We start from the raw sequence: 21453 nt of genomic DNA on the forward strand, positions 1-21453 counted from the left end.
TAGTAGGTCAAACTCAAGAAGTCACCCTACTGAAAACGGGTAAAAAAACAGCAGGCCATTTGAAGGCGGGGACAAGCGGTTGCGCCTCGCCTTGTTAGCAAATACAGCCAATTCAAGCCAGGGCTCTGCGCCAACCTCTTCTATATATAGAGGCGGTTGAATCATCTCCCTGACAGCCGACCTCGCAAGCAAGGCCGGCGGACAGCGCAGCATCATCGAACAACATTAATACGACGAAGCACCCTGCCCTGCGACCCGAAACCTGCAGCCGCCGAAATGCGAAACCGTAAAACAAAAAAGGCGCCAGACTGTTAAATCTGGCGCCTTTCGGAATATGGGGTGGACGATGGGGATCGAACCCACGACAACGGGAGTCACAATCCCGTGCTCTACCAACTGAGCTACGCCCACCATATTGCGTGCCAAAGAAGCCAAACAACTTCTTTGTAGAACTTCACCCGGCCAATGGCATGAATGAAGCTTTGATTGGTGCGGATGAAGAGACTCGAACTCTTACGCCTCGCGGCGCTGGAACCTAAATCCAGTGTGTCTACCAATTCCACCACATCCGCAGATGAAGCTTTTAAAGCAAAGGCGCCAGACTGTTACATCTGGCGCCTTTCGAAATATGGGGTGGACGATGGGGATCGAACCCACGACAACGGGAGTCACAATCCCGTGCTCTACCAACTGAGCTACGCCCACCATATCGCGTTACTTGTGCCAATGCTGCCTAATGGCGCACCCGGCAGGACTCGAACCTGCGACCATCCGCTTAGAAGGCGGATGCTCTATCCAGCTGAGCTACGGGCGCCTTGTTAGCTGTACCCTTGGAGGACTACAAACTAAGTGCTTTCCAGTCTCGCAAAACGTTGATTTCGCTCGACCTTCTTAACCAGTGCTAGGCTGTGCCCGACAAGTGCGACGAATAGTATAGAGCGACCCGAAGGTCGTCAAATCCTTTTTGAAAAAAATTCATTTAATTAAAGGGCTTAGGGGAATTTGCTGACCAAGCGCCTTTGCCCTCACCGTTTGACATGCGAGAATGCGTTCTCTTTTTTTCCCCTCTCGATGGTTAATCACGCGCAATGACTGCACAACTAATCGACGGCAAATCGATCGCCGCCAGCCTGCGCCAGCAGATCGCCCAACGGGTTGCCGAACGTCGCCAGCAAGGTCTGCGCACGCCAGGCCTCGCGGTGATCCTGGTCGGCAGCGATCCTGCCTCTCAGGTTTATGTCTCGCACAAGCGTAAAGACTGTGAAGAGGTCGGCTTCCTCTCTCAAGCCTACGACCTGCCTTCCGAAACCACTCAAGAAGCGCTGACCGATCTGATCGATCGACTGAACGACGACCCGGCAATCGACGGCGTTCTGCTTCAACTTCCTCTGCCAGAGCACCTGGACGCTTCCAAACTGCTGGAGCGCATCCGCCCGGACAAGGATGTTGACGGTTTCCATCCTTATAACGTCGGCCGTCTGGCCCAGCGCATTCCGCTGCTGCGTCCGTGCACCCCGAAAGGCATCATGACCCTGCTGGAAAGCACCGGTGCCGATCTGTACGGGATGGACGCGGTGGTTGTTGGCGCATCCAACATCGTCGGTCGTCCGATGGCGATGGAGCTGCTGCTGGCCGGTTGCACCGTAACCGTTACCCACCGCTTCACCAAGGATCTGGCCGGACACGTCGGCCGCGCAGACCTGGTGGTCGTGGCCGCCGGCAAGCCGGGCCTGGTCAAGGGCGAGTGGATCAAGGAAGGCGCGATCGTGATCGACGTCGGCATCAACCGCCAGGAAGACGGCAAACTGGTGGGTGATGTGGTCTACGAGACCGCCCTGCCCCGCGCCGGCTGGATCACTCCGGTACCCGGCGGCGTCGGCCCGATGACCCGCGCCTGCCTGCTGGAAAACACCCTCTACGCGGCAGAAACCCTGCACGCCTGAGTCGCGTTTTCCGCGCTCCGAGAACCCCGCCTTGTGCGGGGTTTTTCATGCCCTCGAAAAAACCTTTACCGTTCGCCGGAAACCCCTATTTTTACAGGGCTTTTCACGACTTTTTCATGCCTTGCGGACAACCATCGACAGTTCTTCAACCATACTCCTACAATGCGTCGTTTTTACGACACAGGCCGTTACAAAGAACGGCATTTCCAACCTTCATGAGTTCGCCCGCGTGAATATTCGTCTGTCCATCCTGAGCCTGGTTTTTGCATTTTCAGGCACGCTCCTCACGCCAACGGTCAACGCCGCCGAAACCACCGCCGCCCCTCGAGACGCTTCGCAATTGAAGATTGCCTCCGGCAGCGCCCTGCTGATGGATCTGCAGACCAACAAAGTCATTTATTCCAGCAACCCGGACGTGGTGGTGCCCATCGCTTCCGTGAGCAAATTGATGACCGGTTTGGTAGTGGTCGAAGCGCACCAGAACATGGACGAATGGATTGACGTCGACATCAGCCACACACCGGAAATGAAAGGCGTGTTTTCCCGCGTCAAGCTGCGCAGCGAACTGCCCCGCCGGGAGATGCTGCTGATTGCCCTGATGTCCTCGGAAAACCGCGCCGCCGCCAGCCTGGCTCACCACTACCCGGGCGGTTACGCGGCATTCATCGCAGCGATGAACGCCAAGGCCAAGGCGCTGGGCATGACCAGCACACATTTTGTGGAGCCCACCGGCCTGTCCGAGCGCAACGTCTCCACCGCCCGCGACCTGAGCAAGTTGCTGGTGGCTGCGCACAAACAGCCGCTGCTCATCGAACTGACCACCACCAAGGAAAAGACCGTTTCGTTCCGCAAACCCAATTACACCCTGGGTTTCCGTAACACCGATCACCTGGTCAACAAGGCCGACTGGGATATCCGCATCACCAAGACCGGTTTCACCAACCCTGCCGGTCACTGTCTGGTGTTGGTGACCCGCATGGCCAACCGCCCGGTCGCCCTGGTGATTCTCGACGCGTTCGGCAAATACACCCACTTCGCCGATGCCAGCCGCATCCGCAGTTGGGTGGAAACCGGCAAGAGTGCCAACGTCCCCGCCGTGGCTCAGCAATACAAGGCCGACAAAAACCTCAAGAGTCGCCAGAGCGGCGTGATCGAAGCGTCCAAGTAATCCGTCCCCCCATGAAAAAGCCCCGAATCGTCGGGGCTTTTTCATTTATGCACTCAGTCGTTGGGCAACGGCATCTTGTCGTCATCGGGAATGCCGTCACCAGCGCTCGGGTCGCGGGAATGCTCCGGCGTCACCACCGCCGGACGCGCCAGCGGATCGCGCAGAGGGCTCTCAGGATCCAGCACCGGATCAACTTCCGGCTCAGGCGTGGTGGGCACACTGTCAGGCTTGTGGTCGTCGAAACTCGAATCGGTACTCATACGCACCTCGCTTCAAGGCTTGAGATCAGCCAAGGGATCGTAAGGCTTGGCCGGACGCTTGGGATCGTCGCCCGGCTGCACATCCTTGGGCGCCTTCGCCGGGCCAATGGGATCGACTTGCGGATCGTCCAGATCAGGCGAGTCCGGATCGAAGCCCAGGTCGTCGCCGCTGCCATGCTCGGAAGAATGCGGCCCGCTGGGTGAAGTTGGAATTGCCATATTCGCCTCCTGAAACTGGCCCGTAAAACACGGGACGCTACAGTTCAGAAGCGCATCCTCCGCCAGGGTGCCCGACAGGCGACGAACGGAACCTCAATGCGCCGCCAGCGCCTTCCTCGCCTGCGCCGCTTCCCGCTCCTGCCCGGCTTGCGCCAGTGCGTCGGCAGCCTTGAGCCAGCGCTGTTGATCGACCGCCGCCGGAATCTGCGTCGGCTTCTGGATCAACACTGCCCAGCCGCCGGATTTTTCCAGGGCCGACTCGAACGAGCTGAAGCTCATCAATTCACGGCGATTCATCCCGGCGCGCAGCAGCACCTTCTGCTTCAAGCGATCGTAGCCGGACAGGATCGCGTAACGCGGCTCCGCCCAAAACGCCGAACCTTCGCTGAAACGCACCATCACCGGATACCCGGCCGCCACCTGAGTCAGCAGCGCCGAGAGGTTGCTGTCCAGCGGATACACGACCATGCCGTATTCACGGGCAAGGTTCTGCAGATTCTGTTGCAACTTGTCCTCGGCGCCCGGCAAATGCAGCGGTTTTTCCAGCAAACCCGGGGTGATCACGATGCCCTGCTGCGACAGCAGGCTGGCCAGCACTTGCGGCCCGCTTTGATAGGCCTCACCGCGATAGAACGTACCACTAAGCTCGACCCGCTCCGGCAGGCGCTTGACCTCCGGCGCCACACTGCCCGCACACCCCACCAATGCTGTCACGCAACCGGCCACCAGCAGCGCCGCGCGAATCCGGGAAAATAGCTGCACCATCGTCACTCTCTTGATCAGTTACCGGTCATCGTGTTCCGGCTTGGTCGAGGATCATAGGACGGCGCCACGCTGCGGTATAGCCCAAAGCGGCAGATGCGTCGGCTGCATAGAGCGAACTGATTGGTCACCACCGACCTTTGGTCAATAGCCTGAAACACACCAGCGACTAGACTGTCATTCAGACAAGAGCCAAAGAGCGAGCGCCCGACGCAGGGCAAAGAGGAGGCACAGATGAGCCTGACCATGACCATCGTAATGCTGATTGCCGGCTGGCTGGCCGTTGCCGCCGCCATGCTGTGGGGCGTGTTGCGGATTTCCCGCCGCCATCACCACCCGGTTCAACCTGCACCGAACAGGAAGATCGATAAACACGACGCCCGTCACGCCACCGCGCACTGATTTTCCGTAACCGACTCCAACAAAAAGGCCGCCTGGACTCTCGCAAGTTCAGGCGGCCTTTGGTTTTCCAGCGATTACGCTTCGGCAGTCAGTTTCTTCTGCTTGGCGCGGCGCGACATCATGTTCAGCACTTCAATCGCAGCCGAGAACGCCATGGCGGCATACACGTAACCTTTCGGTACGTGGGCGCCGAAGCCTTCGGCGATCAGCGTCATGCCGATCATGATCAGGAAGCCCAGAGCCAGCATCACCACCGTCGGGTTATCGTTGATGAACTTGGCCAGCGGGTCAGCTGCGAACAGCATCACCAGCACCGAGACAACAACCGCGATCACCATGATCGGCAAGTGTTCGGTCATGCCGACAGCGGTAATGATGCTGTCGATCGAGAACACCATGTCCAGCATCAGGATCTGCCCGATGGCGGCGGCGAAGCCCAGGGTCACCTTCGACGTCGCGGTCTTCGGATCTTCCGGTGCCGGGTCCATGCTGTGATGGATCTCTGTCGTCGCCTTCCACAACAGGAACAGGCCGCCGGCGATCAGGATCATGTCCTTCCAGGAGAACGCGTGGCCGAGGATCTCGATGACCGGCGCGGTCAGCTGAACGATGAACGCGATGGTGCTCAACAGGGCCAGACGCATGATCAGCGCCATGCCGATCCCCAGACGACGGGCCTTCTGCCGGTACTGCTCGGGCAGTTTGTTGGTCAGGATCGAGATGAAGATCAGGTTATCGATGCCGAGCACGATTTCCATCACCACGAGTGTGGCCAAAGCAATCCATGCGGTCGGGCTGGAAGCGAGTTCTAACAGGTATTCCATGGGTCAGTCCTGACTCTGTGTAAGACGGTTTAGATTTCCTGGGAGGACGATTCGGATTTTTCTTCGTCGTCTTTCGGTTCTTTCTTGCTGATCAGATTGCCGGTGGCATCGCTGAGCGCCTGCTCGGCGGCTTTGTGCGTGTCATCGATGGCTTGCTTGGCCGCTTCAGCCGCCTGCCCCATCAGTTGCTGGGCGCTCTTTTCGGCCTGGTCGCAACCGGCCAGTACCAGTAAAGACGCGATCAACAGCCCCGTAGTTTTTAGTTTCATGATGCTTCCCTCGATAGAACTGACAGAGCGGTACAGACCGGCCGTCGATGGCTGGGCATTCTAGGGAGACAAACACTTCAGGAAAATTCGTATTTTTAGCGGCTATACTTCGATTTATACGAACTGTATTGGACGGACCGAACCCCATGCTCAATTACCGACAACTGCATTACTTCTGGGTGGTGGCCAAGACCGGCAGCATCGTGCGCGCGTGCGAGCAACTGAACCTGACGCCGCAGACCATCAGCGGGCAGATTTCCCTGCTCGAACAAACCTACGGTATCGAGTTGTTTCAACGGGTCGGACGGCAATTGGAACTCACCGAGGCCGGGCGTCAGGCCCTGCCCTACGCCGAACAGATGTTCCAGCTCGGCGGTGAACTGGAGCTGATGCTGCGCGCCCAGCCCAATGAGCAGCAGATCCTGTTTCGGGTCGGCGTGGCGGACGTGGTGCCCAAATCCATTGTCTATCGCCTGATCGCGCCGACCATGGAGTTGAGCGAGCCACTGCGCATCACCTGTCGCGAAGACAAACTCGAGCGGTTACTGGCGGACCTGGCAATCCAGCGCCTGGACCTGGTGATTTCCGACAGCCCGATGCCCTCGCACCTGGACATCAAGGGCTACAGCCAGAAGCTAGGAGAATGCGGGATCAGTTTCTTTGCCACCGCCGAACTGGCCGCGCAATACGGTCAGGATTTTCCCCGCAGCCTGCACGGTGCTCCGCTGTTGATCCCCGGCGCGGAAACCGTGGTGCGCACCCGTTTACAGCGCTGGTTCGCCGAGCAGCAGATTCAGCCGAGGATTGTCGGGGAGTTCGATGACAGCGCCTTGATGCAGGCGTTCGGCCAGTCCGGCAGCGGGATTTTCATCGGCCCGAGCGTGATTGCCGATGAGGTGAAGCGCCAGTACGGCGTCGAGTTGATCGGCCAGACCGATGCGGTGAGCGAGTCGTTCTACGCGATCTCGGTGGAGCGCAAGGTCAAGCACCCCGGCATCAAAGCGATTACCGAAGGTGCCCGACGCGAGCTGTTTACAGCGTTTTAAGCCGGCGCGCAGACGTCGCGCGGCTTGAGCACCATCAGCACCATGGCGAGGAAAATCGACAGCAGAATGAACCCGGCAGCGGCGAAACCCACAAAACCCAGGCCGGCGCTGTCAATCACCCGACCGCCAATGATCGCGCCCAGACCAATCCCGAGGTTGGCCCCGGCGATGTTCAGCGACGCGGCGAAGGCCGGCGCTTCAGGAGCCGCTTTCATCAAGCGCACGTGGCTGACCAGAAACAGCGCCGCCTGGGTCACGCCCCAGATGCCCATCGCCGCCGCCAGACCCAGCGACGAATTGATGTTCGGCACCAGCGCCACCATCCCCGGAATCATGAACGCGCAGAACATCACCGAAGCCATCAGCGGATGACGATCCACCGCACGACCGCCCAGCGAGTTGCCGATCAGGCCGACCGCGCCAAAGCCCATCAGGCACCAGCCGACCACGGTGCCATTGAAGCCGGCCAGCCTTTCGAGAATATCCGCCAGATAGGTGTAGGCGGTGAACATGCCGCTGAACACCAGGATCGACAGCAGCACATGACCCAGCATCAACGGGCTGCGCAGGATCTTGAACTGCGAAGCGAAACTGACCTGATGCTGGTGCAGGCTGGTTTTCGGCAGGTAGACAAACAGCAGCAACGCCTTGGCGAATGCAATCACCGCCAGAATGGCGAACGCACTGCGCCAGCCGAACGCATCGGAAATCAGCGTGCCGACCGGAATGCCGAACACGGTGGCGCAGACAATGCCGAAGCCGATCTTGGCGATCGCGCGACCGGCGAAGTCCGGGCCGACGATATCCACCGCCGTTTCGCTGGCCAGCGCCCAGAACACCGGCAACCCCAACGCCGGGATCAACCGGGCAATGGCCATCACCCAGATGTTCGGCGCCAATGCCGCCACGGTATTGGCCAGGCCGAACATGATCAGGATGGTGATGAACAGCTTGCGTCGCTCGAAGCGGGCGAAATACGCGGTCAAGAAAGGACCGAACATGGCCACGGTAAAAGCGAACAGCGTCACCAGCAGCCCGGCTTGCGGGATGGTGACAGCAAGATCGCGGGCAATCGCCGGCAGCAGACCGACGATGACGAACTCCGTGGTCAGCACCGTAAACCCGGCGGCAGACAACAGAAGGATGGGCAACAGCATGAGGAACTCCAGCAAAACGACGACACCAGCGTTGACCCGAGGGCCCGCTGGCAGAACTTGAAAATAAGGATGCGCAATCTTAACAGAGTGTTTCCCGAGTGACTTGCACAAACCTGTCTAAGTTGTAGATGGATCCGGTGGCAGATCGTCACAGGCCTGAAGGAATCGGACGACCCTGTGATAAAGTCCGCGCCCTGCAAAACGTACACCCTGTTCAACCACCCGTTTAACGGCGTGGCTGGCGCGTCAGTCCTTTCGGTTTGCGTCCGTGGCCTGCCCCCGATCAATCGCCCGGATCACGCAACCTTGCACCCTATAAAAACAGAGATGCCGTTCATGACCGCTTCATCCCCTTCTCTATTGCAACGTCTTAAAAGCCTCAGCCTGGTCACCCAGATCCTGATCGGCCTGATTGCCGGCATCGCCCTCGCGCTGTTCGCGCCGGAAGCGGCCAAAGGCACGGCCTTCATCGGCAAAGTGTTCGTCTCGGCCCTGAAAGCCGTGGCGCCGATCCTGGTGTTCGTGCTGGTCATGGCGTCGATCGCCAACCACAAGCACGGCCAGGAAACTCACATCCGGCCGATTCTGTTCCTGTATCTGCTGGGCACCTTCGCCGCTGCCGTGGTCGCGGTGATTGCCAGCATGATGTTCCCGTCGCATCTGGTGCTGTCCACCGACAATATCGCTGTAAGCGCGCCGGGCGGCATCAGTGAAGTGCTGCAAAGCCTGTTGCTGAGCGTGGTCGACAACCCGGTGAGCGCACTGATGAACGCCAACTTCATCGGCATTCTGGCCTGGGCCATCGGCATGGGCGTGGCGATCCGCCACGCCGGCGACACCACCCGCGAGGTGCTGGGTGATCTGTCCAACGGCGTGACGCTGATTGTCCGGGTGGTGATTCGCTTCGCACCGCTGGGCATTTTCGGTCTGGTAGCGTCGACCCTGGCCACCTCCGGGTTTGGCGCATTGATCGGTTATGCGCACCTGCTGGCGGTACTGCTCGGCTGCATGCTGTTCGTGGCGCTGGTGATGAACCCGCTGATCGTGTTCTGGAAGCTGCGCCGCAACCCGTACCCGCTGACGCTCCAGTGCCTGCGTGAAAGCGGCATCACTGCGTTTTTCACCCGCAGCTCGGCGGCGAACATTCCGGTCAATCTGGAACTGAGCAAGCGCCTGGGCCTGCATGAAGACACCTATTCGGTATCGATCCCGCTCGGCGCCACCATCAACATGGCCGGCGCGGCGATCACCATCACCGTGCTGACCCTCGCCGCCGTGCACACCTTGGGTATCGCCGTGGACATCCCGACCGCGATCCTGCTCAGCGTCGTCGCTGCGATCTGCGCCTGCGGTGCCTCGGGCGTGGCCGGTGGTTCGCTGCTGTTGATCCCGCTGGCGTGCAGCCTGTTCGGCATCCCGAGCGAAATCGCCATGCAGGTGGTGGCCGTCGGTTTCATCATCGGCGTGCTGCAGGATTCGGCCGAAACGGCGCTGAACTCCTCCACCGACGTGCTGTTCACCGCCGCCGCGTGCCTGGGCGAAGAGCAGAAAGCCCAGCGCCCGGCGTAAAAAACCAGCGCAACAAAAAGCCCGCCAAGGCGCAAACCTTGGCGGGCTTTTTGTTGCAGAACGTTTTAGAACGCGCCCATGTAATCGCGCTTGCCCACTTCCACCCCGTTGTGACGCAGCAGTGCGTAGGTGGTGGTGACGTGGAAGAAGAACTGCGGCAGACCGTAGCTCAGCAGATAAGCCTGGCCGCTGAAGCGCTTCTCTTTCGGGGTGCCCGGGCGAGTCACGATCTCGATGCCTTCCTTGCCATTGATTTGCTCTGGCTTGATCTCGCCGATGAAGGCCAGAACCTTGGCGATCAGCGCTTGCAGCTCGGCGAAGGTGGTTTCGGTGTCGTCATATTTCGGAATTTCGATTTCGGCCAGACGCGAGGAAACGCCTTTGGCGAAGTCCACGGCGATCTGCACCTGACGCACCAGCGGGAACATGTCCGGGTACAGACGCGCTTGCAGGAAGGCGTTCGGGTCGATGTTTTTCTCGGTGGCGTGGGCTTCAGCCTTTTTCAGCACATCGCTCACGGCGTTGAGCATTTGTTGAAAAACCGGGACGGATGCGGCGTACAGGGAAATGGTCATGGCAGTCTCACGTGGTGGCTGGGTGAATCGTGGGGGCGATTATAGCCATGCTCGCGGGCGGCGCGGCTTGTCTTTTATCCAGCAAGGATTAGGCTAGGCGCCTTCGACTGCAGAGGGAACGCGCGATGACCACAGAATTTGAAACCCGCCCCGACGAACCACGGCTCAACGCCACGGAAATCCGCATTCTGGGCTCGTTGATCGAGAAACAGGCTACCAGCCCGGAAAGCTACCCGTTGACCCTCAACGCACTGGTGCTGGCCTGCAACCAGAAAACCAGCCGGGAGCCAGTGATGAACCTGACTCAGGGCCAGGTCGGCCAGAGCCTGCGCGCCCTCGAAAGCCGCGGCTTCACCAAACTGGTGATGGGCAGCCGCGCCGACCGCTGGGAGCACAAGGTCGACAAGGCACTGGAGCTGGTGCCGGCGCAATTGATCCTGACCGGGTTGATGTTCCTGCGCGGCCCGCAGACCGTCAACGAACTGCTGACCCGCAGCGGTCGCATGCATGAGTTTGAAGACGCCGAACAAGTGGTGCATCAGCTGGAACGCCTGATCGCCCGGGACCTGGCGGTGTTGATTCCACGTCAGGCCGGCCAGCGCGAAGATCGTTATACCCACGCGCTGGGCGATCCGGCGGACATCGAGGCGATTATCGCGGCGCGGCAGAACCAGAGTGATCGCGGCGCTGCCAGCGGCGTGTCAGTGGAGCGCATCGAAGAGCTGGAAGCGCGGATTGCGGCGCTCGAAGAGCGTCTGGCCCGTCTCGAAGAATAAGTGCACCGGGGACGGTGTTATTCGCCGTCCCAGTAATCCACCCCGTCCGCCTGCCGCGCCACCGCCACGAAGCCCGAGGGATTGCCTTCGGCATCGACGCTGAAGTTGTCCATCACTGCGTATTTGTTGGAATCCGGGTACTCGCAGATTTCCGGTTGCTGCTGGGTGCTGACCGCCAGATAGCGCAGTTCCGCAGCACTGGTGTTGATGATCTGATGCGCCGCTTCCGGGCCGCCCGGTGGGCAGGCGATCACGTCGCCGGCGCGAATCGGGAAACGCTCGGCGCCGAGGCGCACTTCCCCTTCCCCGGCCACCACGTAAAACATTTCCTCATTCACCCGATGGCTGTGAAACGGACTGCCACGCATGCCCGGCGGTAGCGCATACAGGCGATATCCGAGCTTTTGCGCGCCCAATTGCTGGCCGACCCGGGCGAACCGTTGCTGATAACGCCCGGCGGTTTCGCCCTCGGGGGCCAATGATTCGGGAAGCGGTTCGAGTTCGACGTCATTCAGGTTGAGAATGGGCGGATGCATGCAAGCCTCGGCTTTTGTGATGGGCAAGTCTGTGCTTGCTGATCCGGCAGTATAGGCAACGGCAAATTCGGGCGGATATGCCGTTGCTCAGGCGCCATCAACTGCGGGCAAACGCCACCGCCGCATCGAACTGCTCGACCGTCGGCCGCACGCCGGTGTACAGCACGAACTGCTCCAGCGCCTGGATCGCGATGACTTCCAGCCCGGTGATCACCTTTTTACCTTCGGCACGACCGCGCACGATCAGCGGGGTTTCCGAGGGGATCGCCACCACATCGAACACGGTGTCGGCAGACTTGATCACATCCACCTCAAACGACAGTTGACCCGCTTCCGGGCCACCGTCCATGCCGACAGGGGTCACGTTGATCAGCATCTGCGGGCGCTCGTCGCCCAGTTCCGCCTGCCAGCGATACCCCAGGGAGTCCGCCAGCGCACGCCCGGCGCGCTCGTTGCGAGCGACGATCAAACCATTTTTGTAACCGCCATCGCGCAAGGCACTGGCCACAGCCTTGGCCATGCCGCCGCTGCCGCGCAGGGCGAAAGTCGAGTCCTTCGGCACCGCGTGGGTTTCCAGCAACTGGGCGATGGCGATGTAATCGGTGTTGTAGGCCTTGAGATGGCCGTTGGTGTTGACGATGGTGTTGATCGACTGGATCGCCGCCGCCGAGGCGTCCAGTTCATCAACCAGCGCAATGCTCGCTTCCTTGAACGGCATCGACACGCCGCAACCGCGAATCCCCAGCGCGCGGATCCCGCCGACCGCACCGGGCAGGTCCTGGCTGCTGAACGCCTTATAGTAGAAATTCAGGCCCAGTTGTTCATACAAATGGTTGTGAAACCGCAGACCGAAATTCCCGGGACGCCCAGACAGGGACATGCACAATTGGGTGTCTTTGTTGGGGTTCATCTGCATGGGAGGCTCCTTCGTATGCACTTTCGGATGGACGGGATTAGCCAGGCCATCGGGTTCTGAACGATCATAAGGCGGTCTGTTCCGGGCATCACAGTCGATGCCGCAAGCTCGGTAAACAAACCGGTACAGACCTTACACAAAATTTACCTGGCGGCCGTGCTGTTTTTCAAAATGTTGCTGTCTTAGAAGTATCCCCGCGCCATTCCGGGCCTGTTGCAGGTTCGGACGCCGGGTCGAAGAACCGAGGAATTATCATGATTCGTAAACTCCCCATCGTGGCCTTGTTGATTGGTGCATTCGCGATCACGGGTCAGGCAGAAGCCCACGGCGGTGGCTGGCAGGGCCCGGCGGTATTTGGTGCGATCGTCGGCTCGGCCATCATCGGCTCGGCGCTCATCAATCAGGATCGGCCGGTGTACGTCCAGCAGCCTGTTTACGCTCAACCGGCCCCGGTCTACGTGCAGCAACCGCCGCCACCGGTCTACTACCAGCCGGCCCCGGTCTATGTGCAGCAACCGGTCTACGTCCAACCGGCCCCGGTGTATTACGGCCCGCCGCGTGGTTATTACGGCCGGCCACACTACTACGGTGGCCCGCGCTGGTAACCGGCACACAAGGGCCCCGCTTGTTAGCGGGACTTTTTATTGCGCGCATATTATTGCCGGCGGAAAAGCCAACCGTCCGTCGGCCAAGGTCTGAAAAAATCTCGCCAAGGTCGCTGTGGGGACAGTTTGAACCGTTAAAGTCGGCATGATGGACTCGACCGTCGGGGGCAACACACAAACGGTCATCTATTTGTCATGACGGAACCGCACTCTGAATCCGTCCGCAAACAACAGGTTGATAACAACAAGGACGACTTGAATGCCTACACAGAATCCGCACCGCATCGTCGGTTTATGTACCTCGAGCAAGGTCTACAACGCCCTGACCGAACTCAAGCACCTGGAAGGCCACCGCACGGCGAAGTTTCTCTCGTTGCTGGCGGAAAACCTGGTGCGCAAGGGTTTTCTCAACGAACACGAGATCGTGCACATGCTCGATCAAGTGGTGGATTGAGCCAGCCCTCAGCGGCGTCAATGACCACTATCGAAAGCGTTGATTGTCCCTGAAACGGCCAATTCCCTAAGGTAGCTCCACAGATTGATGGAGGTACTTTTCATGGCTCAGGTTCAAATCATGTCCGTTGTCGGCAGCGCCGTTCCCGCATCGCTCAGAGAGCTGGGGCTGCTCGCCTGCTGGTATCTGGTGCGCGACGGCGAGCCGGTCAGCGGCCCGCTCACGTCCTTGCCGGCGGCTCAAGCGCTGTCGCAACAACTGCTCAGCGGCCCGTTCAAGGCTTAAGGCAGCTGCACTTTCGGTTTGCTTTCGATGAACAACGCCCAGCTCGACATGAACAGAGCCGCGATCAGCGGCCCGATCACAAAGCCGTTCAGCCCGAACACCGCCAATCCGCCCAGGGTCGAGATCAGGATCATGTAGTCCGGCATCCGTGTGTCCTTGCCCACCAGGATCGGGCGCAGCAGGTTGTCCACCAGACCGATCACGAACACCCCGAACAGCCCCAGCACCACGCCCTGCCAGATCATCCCGCTGAGCAGGAAGTAAACCGCGACCGGCACCCAGACAATCCCCGCCCCCACCGCCGGCAGCAACGACAGAAACGCCATCAATACCGCCCAGAGCAACGCACTGGGAATGTCGAGAAACCAGAAAATCGCCCCGCCCAGCGCACCCTGCGTGATCGCCACCAGCAGATTGCCCTTCACCGTGGCGCGTACCACGCGATTGAACTTCAACTGCAAGCGACGCTTGTGATGCTCCTCCAGCGGTATCGCTGTGCGCACCTTGCGCGCCAGTTCGGCGCCGTCGCGCAGAAAGAAAAACAGCAAGTACAGCATGATGAAAAAACTCACCACGAACTCGAACGTGCCCTGGCCGAAACTGAATGCCTGGCTCGCCAGCGCTTGACTGCCCTGCATGGCGGTCTTGACGATCTTCTCGCGCAAGGCATTGAGCTCGCCCATGCCGAAGCGGTCGAGCAGGTGCTGAAAGTAAGGCGGCAGGCTGTGCTTGAACTGCGCCAGATAAGCGCCGATATCGAGCTTGCCGCTTTCGATATTGTCGTAGAGCGTCGCCCCTTCCTGCACCAGCAGCACACTGAGGACGATCACCGGCAAAATCGCGATCACCAGGCAGATGCTCAAGGTACACAGTGATGTGAGGTTGCGTTGCCAGCCGAATTTCAGTTGCAACTGGCGCTGCATCGGTGCGAACAGGATGCCGAGGATCACCGCCCAGAACACCGCACCGTAGAACGGCAGCAGGATCCAGATGAAGGCGACCGTCACCAGAAACAACAGCACGGTGAGGGATTTGAATTGCAGACTCTTTTGGTTCATGTCCGGTCCAGGTCAGTCAGGCGCCACCCGCGCCCGTCCCGTTTAGTCAGCCAGCGTCAGCGCGAGTGCCCTGTTTCTTCATTGAGCATAGATCCAGATCAATAAACCCTCGGCGCAACTGCTCTACCCTGCCGCGCTTTTGCGACCGACGCCGCCATGACGACCTCCTTCACCCCCGAACTGCTCGCCCCCGCCGGCACCCTGAAAAACATGCGTTACGCCTTCGCCTATGGGGCCGATGCGGTGTACGCCGGCCAGCCACGCTACAGCCTGCGGGTGCGCAACAACGAGTTCGATCATGCCAACCTGGCGCTTGGCATTCGTGAAGCCCAGGCCCAGGGCAAGCGCTTCTACGTGGTGGTCAACATCGCGCCGCACAACGCCAAACTGAAGACCTTCCTCAAGGACCTGGCGCCGGTGATCGAGATGGCGCCGGACGCGCTGATCATGTCCGACCCCGGCCTGATCATGCTGGTGCGCCGGCACTTCCCGCAGATGCCAATCCACCTCTCGGTGCAGGCCAACACGGTGAACTGGGCGAGTGTCGAATTCTGGCAACAGCAGGGCTTGAGTCGGATCATCCTGTCCCGTGAATTGTCGCTGGAAGAGATCGGCGAAATCCGCGAGCAAGTGCCCGGCATGGAACTGGAAGTGTTCGTCCACGGCGCGCTGTGCATGGCCTATTCCGGCCGCTGCCTGCTCTCGGGTTACATGAACAAACGCGACGCCAATCAGGGCACCTGCACCAACGCCTGCCGCTGGAAATACTCGGCGCAGGAGGCCAGCGAAAACCAGCTCGGCGAAATCGTGCAGACCTTCGAACCGCAACCGACCCTCGGCCTCGGCGCCCCCACCGATCAGGTGTTCCTGTTGCAGGAAGCCAACCGCCCCGGCGAGCTGATGCCGGCCTTCGAAGACGAGCACGGCACCTACATCATGAACGCCAAGGACCTGCGCGCGGTGCAGCACGTCGAGCGCCTGACCCGCATGGGCGTGCACTCACTGAAGATCGAAGGCCGGACCAAATCGCACTTCTATTGCGCGCGCACCACCCAGGTCTATCGCCGGGCTATCGACGATGCTGTGGCCGGTCGCGAATTCGACCGCAGCCTGATGACCGATCTGGAATCCCTCGCCCAGCGCGGCTACACCGAAGGCTTCCTGCGCCGGCATGTGCATGACGAATACCAGAACTATCAGAACGGCAGCTCGGTGTCGGAGCGTCAGCAGTTTGTGGGCGAGTTGACCGGCGAACGTCGGGATCGTCTGGCCGAGGTCAAGGTTAAGAACCGTTTTGCACTGGGCGATCACTTGGAACTGATGACGCCCAAGGGCAATTTCCACTTTGATCTGCATGAATTGCAGAACCTGAAAGGTGAAGCCATCGACGTGGCGCCGGGGGACGGGCATACGGTGTATCTGCCGATTCCGGATGCGGTGGATTTGCGGTTTGGGTTGTTGATGCGCGATCTCGGCGCTGTTTAAAAGCATCAAAAAAACCCGGCAATCAGCCGGGTTTTGTTCAGCGCCTGTCATCGGACAGCGGTGTCGGCTCATCAGCCGGCGGTATGTCTTCATCGGACGACGGATCCTTCCAGTCTTCCGGCCGATCGGCATCGCTCAACGGGTCGCGCCCGGGCATGACGCCCGGCGGCATCTCGTGATCGGCCAGCGTCGGCTCATCCGTACCGGGGACTTTGCGGGTAGGGTCGGTTGGGGCCGTGCCTCCCTGAAACAGCGTATCGTCAGCCATGATTGCACCTCAGGGCATGAGGCCCGGAAGATCCGGGTCGTACTCGTTGGAAGTGCCGCCGCACCGGGCGTGCTATCGAACAGACCAGCGGCATTCAGCTCGTGGCTGAAAACCGGTCTCGACTGTTGGTCAGGTGCAACCACATTGCCGCGCGCGCCGCGTCCGCGTCCTGACGTTTGATGGCGTTGAAGATCGCCTCATGCTCAAGATTCGCCAGTTGCCCGAGCTTGCTCAAATCCACCGCGCCGCGCTCGGCCGCATTGACCCGGGTGCGCGGGATCATCGCGCTGCCAAGGTGTTGCATGATTTCGGTGAAGCAGACATTGCCGGTGGCTTCGGCAATCAGCAAGTGGAAGCGCCGGTCGGCTTCGACGCAGCTGTCGTTATTGGCCAATAGACGCTGATAGTCGTCCAGCGCCTGACGCATCTGCATCAGTTGTTGCTCGGTGCGGCGCTGCGCGGCCAGTGCCGCTGCTTGCGTCTCCAGGCCCATGCGCAGCTCGAGAATGCTGCGCACCCCCAGCGCGGTGTCGACATTCAGCCGCAGCCCCTGCTCCGGCGCGCGTTCGATCACGAAGGTGCCGATACCGTGTCGCGTCTCCACCAGCCCTGACGCCTGCAATTTTGAAATCGCCTCACGCACGACGGTGCGGCTGACGCCGTGTTCCTGAACGATCGAGTTTTCCGACGGCAACTTGTCACCGGGCAGCATCTGACCGAGCAGGATGCTCTGGGTCAGTTTTTCCACCAGGTCGTGGGCCAGGTTGTGCGCGCGTTTACGGGCGGGGGCGTCGAAGTCGTCTTGCATGGTCGGTTCCGGTGATCGGGGCAAACCGATCGTAGCACTGGTGGCAATGACTTGTATGAGCTCCTATGAATTCCGGGATCTAACTTGTATGACAACACTCAATTTTAGCTAGAAAATCTTCCACTGCGCCGAGCAGTCGCCCCACTTGCAATGGAACAAAACGCTCTACTACGCGTGCCAAACCCCCTACAAAAGCCAACAAACGCGGCGCATAAAATCTGAAAAAGCATAAAAACCCTTTCCCGTAGACAAATTTGATTGAGCACTCCCGCTTGTAGGACAAAAAAATCTAGTTGTATGATGTCTATCAACAACGCAACACCAGACACACCCCGCATAAAAATAACGAGTGGGAGAAAACCAAGTGAAATCATCCATTGCCGGGATGAACGAGGGCGCCGATTCCGTGCTGTCCTCCGCCATTGCCAAAGTCAAACGCCACGTCCTGCCGCTGTTCGTCATCATGTTCATCGTCAATTACATTGACCGGGTGAACATCGGCTTCGTCCGTACCCACATGGAACACGACCTCGGCATCGGTGCCGCGGCCTACGGTTTCGGTGCCGGTCTGTTCTTCATCGGTTACGCGCTGTTCGAAGTCCCTTCCAACATGTTGCTGCAAAAGGTCGGCGCGCGAATCTGGCTGACCCGCATCATGCTCACCTGGGGCCTGGTCGCCGCCGGCATGGCGTTCATCCAGAACGAAACCCACTTCTACATCCTGCGATTTCTGCTCGGCGTGGCCGAGGCCGGGTTCTTTCCCGGGGTGATCTACTATTTCACCCGCTGGTTGCCGGGGGCCGAGCGCGGCAAGGCGATTGCAATTTTCTTGAGCGGTTCGGCCGTGGCCTCGCTGATTTCCGGCCCGTTGTCCGGCCTGTTGCTGCAGATCGAAGGTCTGGGCATGCACGGCTGGCAGTGGATGTATTTCATTGAGGGGATGTTCTCGGTCGGCCTGTGCGTGTTCGTCTGGTTCTGGCTCGACGCCAAACCCCACGATGCCAAGTGGCTGACCCGCGCCGAGCAGGATGCGCTGGTCAAAGCCATCGACGATGAGCAGAAGGCCCGCGAAGCCGCGACCCCGATCCGGCCGTCGCTGGGCAAACTGCTCAAGGATCGCCAGATCATCCTGTTCTGCCTGATCTACTTCTTCATTCAATTGACGATCTACGCCGCAACGTTCTGGCTGCCGAGCATCATCAAGAAAATGGGCGAGATGAGCGACTTCCAGGTCGGCCTGTTCAACTCGATTCCGTGGCTGCTGTCGATCATCGGCATGTATGCGTTCGCCTCATTCTCGGCGAGGTGGAAACACCAGCAGGCGTGGGTCGCCACTGCATTGCTGATCGCCGCCGCGGGGATGTTCATGTCCACCACCGGCGGGCCGATCTTTGCCTTCGTCGCGATCTGCTTTGCCGCACTGGGTTTCAAATCCGCGTCTTCGCTGTTCTGGCCGATCCCGCAGGCCTATCTCGATGCGCGGATCGCCGCTGCCGTGATCGCGCTGATCAACTCGGTGGGCAACCTCGGCGGCTTCGTCGCTCCCACCACTTTCGGCTTGCTGGAACAACACACCGGTTCGATCCAGGGCGGCCTCTATGGTCTGGCCGCAACCTCGATCATTGCCGCGATCATCGTGTTCGCCGCCCGTATGACACCCAAATCCGCACCTGACATCGCCGTGGCCGATGCCGCGCCGAAACACGCTTGAAAGGACAATCCCAAATGACCGCACACGACATCGCCAAAGCCCCGATCATCACCGAGATGCAAGTCATTCCGGTGGCTGGCCACGACGGCATGCTGCTCAACCTGAGCGGCGCCCACGGGCCGTTTTTCACCCGCAACATCGTCATCCTCAAGGACAACGCCGGCCATACCGGCGTCGGCGAAGTGCCCGGCGGCGAACGCATCCGCCAGACCCTCGAAGACGCCCGCAACTTGGTGGTCGGCAGCCCGATTGGCACGTATCAGAAGATCCTCAACCAGGTTCGCCAGACGTTCGCTGACCGTGATGCCGGCGGCCGTGGCCTGCAGACCTTCGACCTGCGCATCACCATTCACGCCGTCACCGGGCTCGAAGCCGCCCTGCTCGACCTGCTCGGCCAGCACCTCGACGTGCCGGTGGCCGCATTGCTCGGCGAAGGTCAGCAACGTGATGAAGTGAAGATGCTTGGCTACCTGTTCTACGTGGGCGATCGCCGGGAAACCGACCTCGCCTACCGCAGCGAACCGGATGCCGACAACGACTGGTTCCGCGTGCGTCACGAGAAAGCCATGACCGCCGACGCCGTGGTGCGTCTGGCCGAGGCTGCGCACGCGCGTTATGGCTTCAAGGACTTCAAGCTCAAGGGCGGCGTACTCAGCGGCGATGCGGAAATCGAAGCGGTGACCGCACTGGCCGAACGCTTCCCCGACGCCCGCATTACCCTCGATCCGAACGGCGCGTGGTCATTGAAAGAAGCGATCCGTCTGTGCCGCGACCAGCATCATGTACTCGCTTACGCCGAAGACCCGTGCGGTGCAGAAAGCGGTTATTCGGGCCGTGAAGTGATGGCTGAATTCCGTCGGGCCACCGGGCTGAAAACCGCCACCAACATGATCGCCACCGACTGGCGCGAAATGGGCCATGCGATCCAGTTGCAGTCGGTCGACATTCCGCTGGCCGACCCGCACTTCTGGACCATGCAGGGTTCGGTGCGCGTGGCGCAGATGTGCCACGAATGGGGCCTGACCTGGGGCTCGCACTCCAACAACCACTTCGACATTTCCCTGGCGATGTTCACCCACGTCGCGGCCGCCGCACCGGGCGACATCACCGCGATCGACACCCACTGGATCTGGCAGGACGGCCAGCGCCTGACCAAGGCGCCGCTGCAAATCGTCGACGGCTGCGTGCAAGTGCCGAAGAAACCGGGGCTGGGCGTGGAACTGGACATGGATCAGGTGGCCAAGGCCCACGAACTCTATAAAGGCATGGGACTCGGCGCGCGGGATGACAGCGTGGCGATGCAGTTTCTGATTCCGGGCTGGACGTTTGATAACAAGAAGCCGTGCCTGGTGCGCTAGGCCTGCGCAGCCTCCAGCAACCAGTGTCTGAACGAAGCCATCGCCGACGTCTCCGGCCGTGACTGCAAGCGCGTCAGCCAATAGCTGCCGGTGGTGATTTCGATGGCAAAGGGTTGGCGGATCAGGTCCGCCGCCAGTTGTCGGGCAAACATCAACGGCGGCGCCAGTGCCACCCCGCCGCCCTGCAACGCCGCTTCCATCATCGCCAGCGACGAGTCGAACACGATGCTCTGGGGCGGCGCGGCATGGGTCGCCAGACCCGCCGCGTGAAACCATTCCGGCCACTCATCGGTGCGATAGGAGCGCAGCAAACGGTGCTGCAGAAGATCCCCCGGCGTGTGCAGTTGCCGGGCGATTTCCGGCACGCAGAGCACCGACAATGGCGCCTCCAGCAAACGGGTCGCCTCGATACCGTGCCATGCCCCGGCACCGAAGCGGATCGCGTAATCCAGCCCTTCGGCGGCGACGTCCACCCGGTTGTTGTTGGTCGACAGTCGCAAATCTATGAGCGGATGTTTCGCCTGAAAGTCTGCCAGCCTCGGCAACAGCCATCCCACCGCGAAGGTGCCCACCGCGCCGACCGTGAGCATTTCCCGATATTGCCCGCCCGCCAGACGCTCGAGCATCTGCGCGATATGATCAAACGACGTGGTCAGCACCGGCAGCAGGGTTTCGCCCTCGCCGGTCAGCATCAGCCCACGGGGCAGGCGTTTGAACAGAATCACGCCGAGTTGCGCCTCCAGGCTTTTGACCTGATGGCTGACGGCCGCCTGAGTTACACACAACTCCACGGCGGCGCGGGTGAAGCTCAAATGACGCGCAGAGGCCTCGAAGGCGCGCAATGCATTCAAAGGCAATTGAGGTCGAATCATGCCAAGTCCCAAATTTTTCTAATGGCTCGTCCGAGTTTTCATCGTTTGTCGAAAGACGCCGGACTGCCTAGATTTGGCGGCGCCGATCAGCCGCCCCGACGGAAAACGCTCGCAGTGTAGCGGGATA

General features: G+C 60.3%; 25 protein-coding genes and 4 tRNA genes. 12 read left to right on the forward strand and 17 right to left on the reverse strand.

Annotated elements, in window-relative coordinates:
• Nucleotides 1–335 precede the first annotated feature (335 nt).
• The 4 genes from PDR5_RS18565 to PDR5_RS18580 all read right to left on the reverse strand — a co-directional run bounded on the left by PDR5_RS18565 (nucleotide 336) and on the right by PDR5_RS18580 (nucleotide 814).
• Nucleotides 336–411: transfer RNA gene (locus PDR5_RS18565), tRNA-His, on the reverse strand.
• A gap of 76 nt (nucleotides 412–487) precedes the next feature.
• Nucleotides 488–572: transfer RNA gene (locus PDR5_RS18570), tRNA-Leu, on the reverse strand.
• A 57-nt stretch (nucleotides 573–629) separates the two neighbouring features.
• Nucleotides 630–705 (reverse strand) — tRNA-His (locus PDR5_RS18575).
• A gap of 32 nt (nucleotides 706–737) precedes the next feature.
• Nucleotides 738–814: transfer RNA gene (locus PDR5_RS18580), tRNA-Arg, on the reverse strand.
• Nucleotides 815–1088: 274 nt separating this feature from the next.
• Between PDR5_RS18580 and folD the strand changes: the two genes are divergently transcribed.
• Both folD and pbpG read left to right on the forward strand, forming a co-directional pair.
• Nucleotides 1089–1943: a bifunctional methylenetetrahydrofolate dehydrogenase/methenyltetrahydrofolate cyclohydrolase FolD gene (folD, locus tag PDR5_RS18585; RefSeq protein ID WP_011335038.1), complete on the forward strand. Its 855-nt coding sequence runs from the start codon at nucleotides 1089–1091 to the stop codon at nucleotides 1941–1943.
• 229 nt (nucleotides 1944–2172) lie between these two features.
• Nucleotides 2173–3111, forward strand: coding sequence for a D-alanyl-D-alanine endopeptidase (pbpG, locus tag PDR5_RS18590; RefSeq protein WP_011335039.1), 939 nt, complete (start codon nucleotides 2173–2175; stop codon nucleotides 3109–3111).
• A gap of 53 nt (nucleotides 3112–3164) precedes the next feature.
• Here pbpG and PDR5_RS18595 read toward each other — a convergent pair whose 3' ends face one another.
• From PDR5_RS18595 to PDR5_RS18605, 3 genes are all read right to left on the reverse strand, one after another.
• Nucleotides 3165–3371 (reverse strand): hypothetical protein, encoded by a 207-nt coding sequence (locus PDR5_RS18595; RefSeq protein ID WP_007951563.1) that lies wholly within the window; start codon nucleotides 3369–3371, stop codon nucleotides 3165–3167.
• Between the two features lie 12 nt (nucleotides 3372–3383).
• Nucleotides 3384–3590, reverse strand: coding sequence for a DUF6021 family protein (locus PDR5_RS18600; RefSeq protein ID WP_041475356.1), 207 nt, complete (start codon nucleotides 3588–3590; stop codon nucleotides 3384–3386).
• A gap of 93 nt (nucleotides 3591–3683) precedes the next feature.
• Nucleotides 3684–4355 carry a peptidase C39 family protein gene (locus PDR5_RS18605; RefSeq protein ID WP_064597872.1) on the reverse strand — a complete coding sequence of 224 codons (672 nt, stop codon included), beginning with the start codon at nucleotides 4353–4355 and terminating at the stop codon, nucleotides 3684–3686.
• 231 nt (nucleotides 4356–4586) lie between these two features.
• Here PDR5_RS18605 and PDR5_RS29905 point away from each other — a divergent pair, with 231 nt between their 5' ends.
• Nucleotides 4587–4754 (forward strand): hypothetical protein, encoded by a 168-nt coding sequence (locus tag PDR5_RS29905; protein WP_172829492.1) that lies wholly within the window; start codon nucleotides 4587–4589, stop codon nucleotides 4752–4754.
• A gap of 74 nt (nucleotides 4755–4828) precedes the next feature.
• Here the strand turns inward: PDR5_RS29905 and PDR5_RS18610 are convergent, their stop codons facing one another.
• The gene (locus PDR5_RS18610; protein ID WP_039767626.1) at nucleotides 4829–5578 is read right to left on the reverse strand and encodes a TerC family protein; all 750 of its coding nucleotides are present in this window, start codon (nucleotides 5576–5578) and stop codon (nucleotides 4829–4831) included.
• A gap of 29 nt (nucleotides 5579–5607) precedes the next feature.
• Entirely contained in the window at nucleotides 5608–5847 is a 240-nt protein-coding gene (locus PDR5_RS18615; protein WP_064597874.1) for a hypothetical protein, read from the reverse strand.
• Between the two features lie 146 nt (nucleotides 5848–5993).
• Here PDR5_RS18615 and nhaR point away from each other — a divergent pair, with 146 nt between their 5' ends.
• Complete coding sequence (gene nhaR / locus PDR5_RS18620; RefSeq protein ID WP_064597876.1) at nucleotides 5994–6893, forward strand: transcriptional activator NhaR; 900 nt, start codon at nucleotides 5994–5996, stop codon at nucleotides 6891–6893.
• On the opposite strand, the gene PDR5_RS18625 is transcribed toward nhaR, so the two are convergent.
• Nucleotides 6890–8050: an MFS transporter gene (locus PDR5_RS18625; RefSeq protein WP_007951570.1), complete on the reverse strand. Its 1161-nt coding sequence runs from the start codon at nucleotides 8048–8050 to the stop codon at nucleotides 6890–6892. The genes nhaR and PDR5_RS18625 overlap by 4 nt on opposite strands.
• A gap of 336 nt (nucleotides 8051–8386) precedes the next feature.
• Here PDR5_RS18625 and sstT point away from each other — a divergent pair, with 336 nt between their 5' ends.
• Nucleotides 8387–9619, forward strand: coding sequence for a serine/threonine transporter SstT (gene sstT, locus PDR5_RS18630; protein WP_064600897.1), 1233 nt, complete (start codon nucleotides 8387–8389; stop codon nucleotides 9617–9619).
• Between the two features lie 65 nt (nucleotides 9620–9684).
• Here the strand turns inward: sstT and PDR5_RS18635 are convergent, their stop codons facing one another.
• Nucleotides 9685–10194, reverse strand: a complete 510-nt coding sequence (locus PDR5_RS18635) for a DUF1993 domain-containing protein (protein ID WP_007951572.1) — start codon at nucleotides 10192–10194, stop codon at nucleotides 9685–9687.
• 125 nt (nucleotides 10195–10319) lie between these two features.
• Between PDR5_RS18635 and PDR5_RS18640 the strand changes: the two genes are divergently transcribed.
• Nucleotides 10320–10970 carry a YceH family protein gene (locus PDR5_RS18640; protein ID WP_064597878.1) on the forward strand — a complete coding sequence of 217 codons (651 nt, stop codon included), beginning with the start codon at nucleotides 10320–10322 and terminating at the stop codon, nucleotides 10968–10970.
• Nucleotides 10971–10987: 17 nt separating this feature from the next.
• Here PDR5_RS18640 and PDR5_RS18645 read toward each other — a convergent pair whose 3' ends face one another.
• Together PDR5_RS18645 and PDR5_RS18650 are read right to left on the reverse strand one after the other, a co-directional pair.
• Nucleotides 10988–11506, reverse strand: coding sequence for a cupin domain-containing protein (locus tag PDR5_RS18645; protein ID WP_064597879.1), 519 nt, complete (start codon nucleotides 11504–11506; stop codon nucleotides 10988–10990).
• 97 nt (nucleotides 11507–11603) lie between these two features.
• On the reverse strand, nucleotides 11604–12422 hold the full coding sequence (locus PDR5_RS18650) for a shikimate 5-dehydrogenase (RefSeq protein WP_064597881.1): 819 nt from the start codon (nucleotides 12420–12422) through the stop codon (nucleotides 11604–11606).
• A gap of 254 nt (nucleotides 12423–12676) precedes the next feature.
• Between PDR5_RS18650 and PDR5_RS18655 the strand changes: the two genes are divergently transcribed.
• The 3 genes from PDR5_RS18655 to PDR5_RS18665 all read left to right on the forward strand — a co-directional run bounded on the left by PDR5_RS18655 (nucleotide 12677) and on the right by PDR5_RS18665 (nucleotide 13766).
• Nucleotides 12677–13027: a hypothetical protein gene (locus PDR5_RS18655; protein WP_007951578.1), complete on the forward strand. Its 351-nt coding sequence runs from the start codon at nucleotides 12677–12679 to the stop codon at nucleotides 13025–13027.
• Between the two features lie 259 nt (nucleotides 13028–13286).
• On the forward strand, nucleotides 13287–13481 hold the full coding sequence (locus tag PDR5_RS18660; protein ID WP_007951579.1) for a hypothetical protein: 195 nt from the start codon (nucleotides 13287–13289) through the stop codon (nucleotides 13479–13481).
• Nucleotides 13482–13583: 102 nt separating this feature from the next.
• Nucleotides 13584–13766, forward strand: coding sequence for a hypothetical protein (locus PDR5_RS18665; protein ID WP_064597883.1), 183 nt, complete (start codon nucleotides 13584–13586; stop codon nucleotides 13764–13766).
• On the opposite strand, the gene PDR5_RS18670 is transcribed toward PDR5_RS18665, so the two are convergent.
• Nucleotides 13763–14824: an AI-2E family transporter gene (locus PDR5_RS18670; RefSeq protein ID WP_039767635.1), complete on the reverse strand. Its 1062-nt coding sequence runs from the start codon at nucleotides 14822–14824 to the stop codon at nucleotides 13763–13765. The two genes, PDR5_RS18665 and PDR5_RS18670, sit on opposite strands and share 4 nt — an antisense overlap.
• A gap of 156 nt (nucleotides 14825–14980) precedes the next feature.
• Here PDR5_RS18670 and trhP point away from each other — a divergent pair, with 156 nt between their 5' ends.
• Nucleotides 14981–16309, forward strand: coding sequence for a prephenate-dependent tRNA uridine(34) hydroxylase TrhP (gene trhP, locus PDR5_RS18675; RefSeq protein WP_064597885.1), 1329 nt, complete (start codon nucleotides 14981–14983; stop codon nucleotides 16307–16309).
• A gap of 37 nt (nucleotides 16310–16346) precedes the next feature.
• Here the strand turns inward: trhP and PDR5_RS18680 are convergent, their stop codons facing one another.
• Nucleotides 16347–16577: a hypothetical protein gene (locus PDR5_RS18680; RefSeq protein ID WP_064597887.1), complete on the reverse strand. Its 231-nt coding sequence runs from the start codon at nucleotides 16575–16577 to the stop codon at nucleotides 16347–16349.
• Between the two features lie 94 nt (nucleotides 16578–16671).
• On the reverse strand, nucleotides 16672–17385 hold the full coding sequence (locus PDR5_RS18685; protein WP_064597889.1) for a FadR/GntR family transcriptional regulator: 714 nt from the start codon (nucleotides 17383–17385) through the stop codon (nucleotides 16672–16674).
• 364 nt (nucleotides 17386–17749) lie between these two features.
• Between PDR5_RS18685 and PDR5_RS18690 the strand changes: the two genes are divergently transcribed.
• Together PDR5_RS18690 and gudD are read left to right on the forward strand one after the other, a co-directional pair.
• Nucleotides 17750–19096: an MFS transporter gene (locus PDR5_RS18690; RefSeq protein ID WP_064597891.1), complete on the forward strand. Its 1347-nt coding sequence runs from the start codon at nucleotides 17750–17752 to the stop codon at nucleotides 19094–19096.
• Between the two features lie 14 nt (nucleotides 19097–19110).
• Nucleotides 19111–20454: a glucarate dehydratase gene (gene gudD, locus PDR5_RS18695; protein ID WP_064597893.1), complete on the forward strand. Its 1344-nt coding sequence runs from the start codon at nucleotides 19111–19113 to the stop codon at nucleotides 20452–20454.
• Here gudD and PDR5_RS18700 read toward each other — a convergent pair.
• Complete coding sequence (locus PDR5_RS18700) at nucleotides 20451–21326, reverse strand: LysR family transcriptional regulator (RefSeq protein WP_064597894.1); 876 nt, start codon at nucleotides 21324–21326, stop codon at nucleotides 20451–20453. The two genes, gudD and PDR5_RS18700, sit on opposite strands and share 4 nt — an antisense overlap.
• Nucleotides 21327–21453: the final 127 nt, after the last annotated feature.

Source organism: Pseudomonas sp. DR 5-09, from assembly GCF_001655595.1.
Lineage (GTDB): Bacteria > Pseudomonadota > Gammaproteobacteria > Pseudomonadales > Pseudomonadaceae > Aquipseudomonas > Aquipseudomonas pharyngis.

Coding starts and splice junctions, on each gene's coding strand:
- folD (WP_011335038.1), top strand. CDS start 1,089: ATGACTGCACAACTAATCGACGGCAAATCGATCGCCGCCAGCCTGCGC.
- PDR5_RS18595 (WP_007951563.1), bottom strand. CDS start 3,371: ATGAGTACCGATTCGAGTTTCGACGACCACAAGCCTGACAGTGTGCCC.
- PDR5_RS18600 (WP_041475356.1), bottom strand. CDS start 3,590: ATGGCAATTCCAACTTCACCCAGCGGGCCGCATTCTTCCGAGCATGGC.
- PDR5_RS18605 (WP_064597872.1), bottom strand. CDS start 4,355: ATGGTGCAGCTATTTTCCCGGATTCGCGCGGCGCTGCTGGTGGCCGGT.
- PDR5_RS29905 (WP_172829492.1), top strand. CDS start 4,587: ATGAGCCTGACCATGACCATCGTAATGCTGATTGCCGGCTGGCTGGCC.
- PDR5_RS18610 (WP_039767626.1), bottom strand. CDS start 5,578: ATGGAATACCTGTTAGAACTCGCTTCCAGCCCGACCGCATGGATTGCT.
- PDR5_RS18615 (WP_064597874.1), bottom strand. CDS start 5,847: ATGAAACTAAAAACTACGGGGCTGTTGATCGCGTCTTTACTGGTACTG.
- nhaR (WP_064597876.1), top strand. CDS start 5,994: ATGCTCAATTACCGACAACTGCATTACTTCTGGGTGGTGGCCAAGACC.
- PDR5_RS18625 (WP_007951570.1), bottom strand. CDS start 8,050: ATGCTGTTGCCCATCCTTCTGTTGTCTGCCGCCGGGTTTACGGTGCTG.
- sstT (WP_064600897.1), top strand. CDS start 8,387: ATGACCGCTTCATCCCCTTCTCTATTGCAACGTCTTAAAAGCCTCAGC.
- PDR5_RS18635 (WP_007951572.1), bottom strand. CDS start 10,194: ATGACCATTTCCCTGTACGCCGCATCCGTCCCGGTTTTTCAACAAATG.
- PDR5_RS18640 (WP_064597878.1), top strand. CDS start 10,320: ATGACCACAGAATTTGAAACCCGCCCCGACGAACCACGGCTCAACGCC.
- PDR5_RS18645 (WP_064597879.1), bottom strand. CDS start 11,506: ATGCATCCGCCCATTCTCAACCTGAATGACGTCGAACTCGAACCGCTT.
- PDR5_RS18650 (WP_064597881.1), bottom strand. CDS start 12,422: ATGCAGATGAACCCCAACAAAGACACCCAATTGTGCATGTCCCTGTCT.
- PDR5_RS18655 (WP_007951578.1), top strand. CDS start 12,677: ATGATTCGTAAACTCCCCATCGTGGCCTTGTTGATTGGTGCATTCGCG.
- PDR5_RS18660 (WP_007951579.1), top strand. CDS start 13,287: ATGCCTACACAGAATCCGCACCGCATCGTCGGTTTATGTACCTCGAGC.
- PDR5_RS18665 (WP_064597883.1), top strand. CDS start 13,584: ATGGCTCAGGTTCAAATCATGTCCGTTGTCGGCAGCGCCGTTCCCGCA.
- PDR5_RS18670 (WP_039767635.1), bottom strand. CDS start 14,824: ATGAACCAAAAGAGTCTGCAATTCAAATCCCTCACCGTGCTGTTGTTT.
- trhP (WP_064597885.1), top strand. CDS start 14,981: ATGACGACCTCCTTCACCCCCGAACTGCTCGCCCCCGCCGGCACCCTG.
- PDR5_RS18680 (WP_064597887.1), bottom strand. CDS start 16,577: ATGGCTGACGATACGCTGTTTCAGGGAGGCACGGCCCCAACCGACCCT.
- PDR5_RS18685 (WP_064597889.1), bottom strand. CDS start 17,385: ATGCAAGACGACTTCGACGCCCCCGCCCGTAAACGCGCGCACAACCTG.
- gudD (WP_064597893.1), top strand. CDS start 19,111: ATGACCGCACACGACATCGCCAAAGCCCCGATCATCACCGAGATGCAA.
- PDR5_RS18700 (WP_064597894.1), bottom strand. CDS start 21,326: ATGATTCGACCTCAATTGCCTTTGAATGCATTGCGCGCCTTCGAGGCC.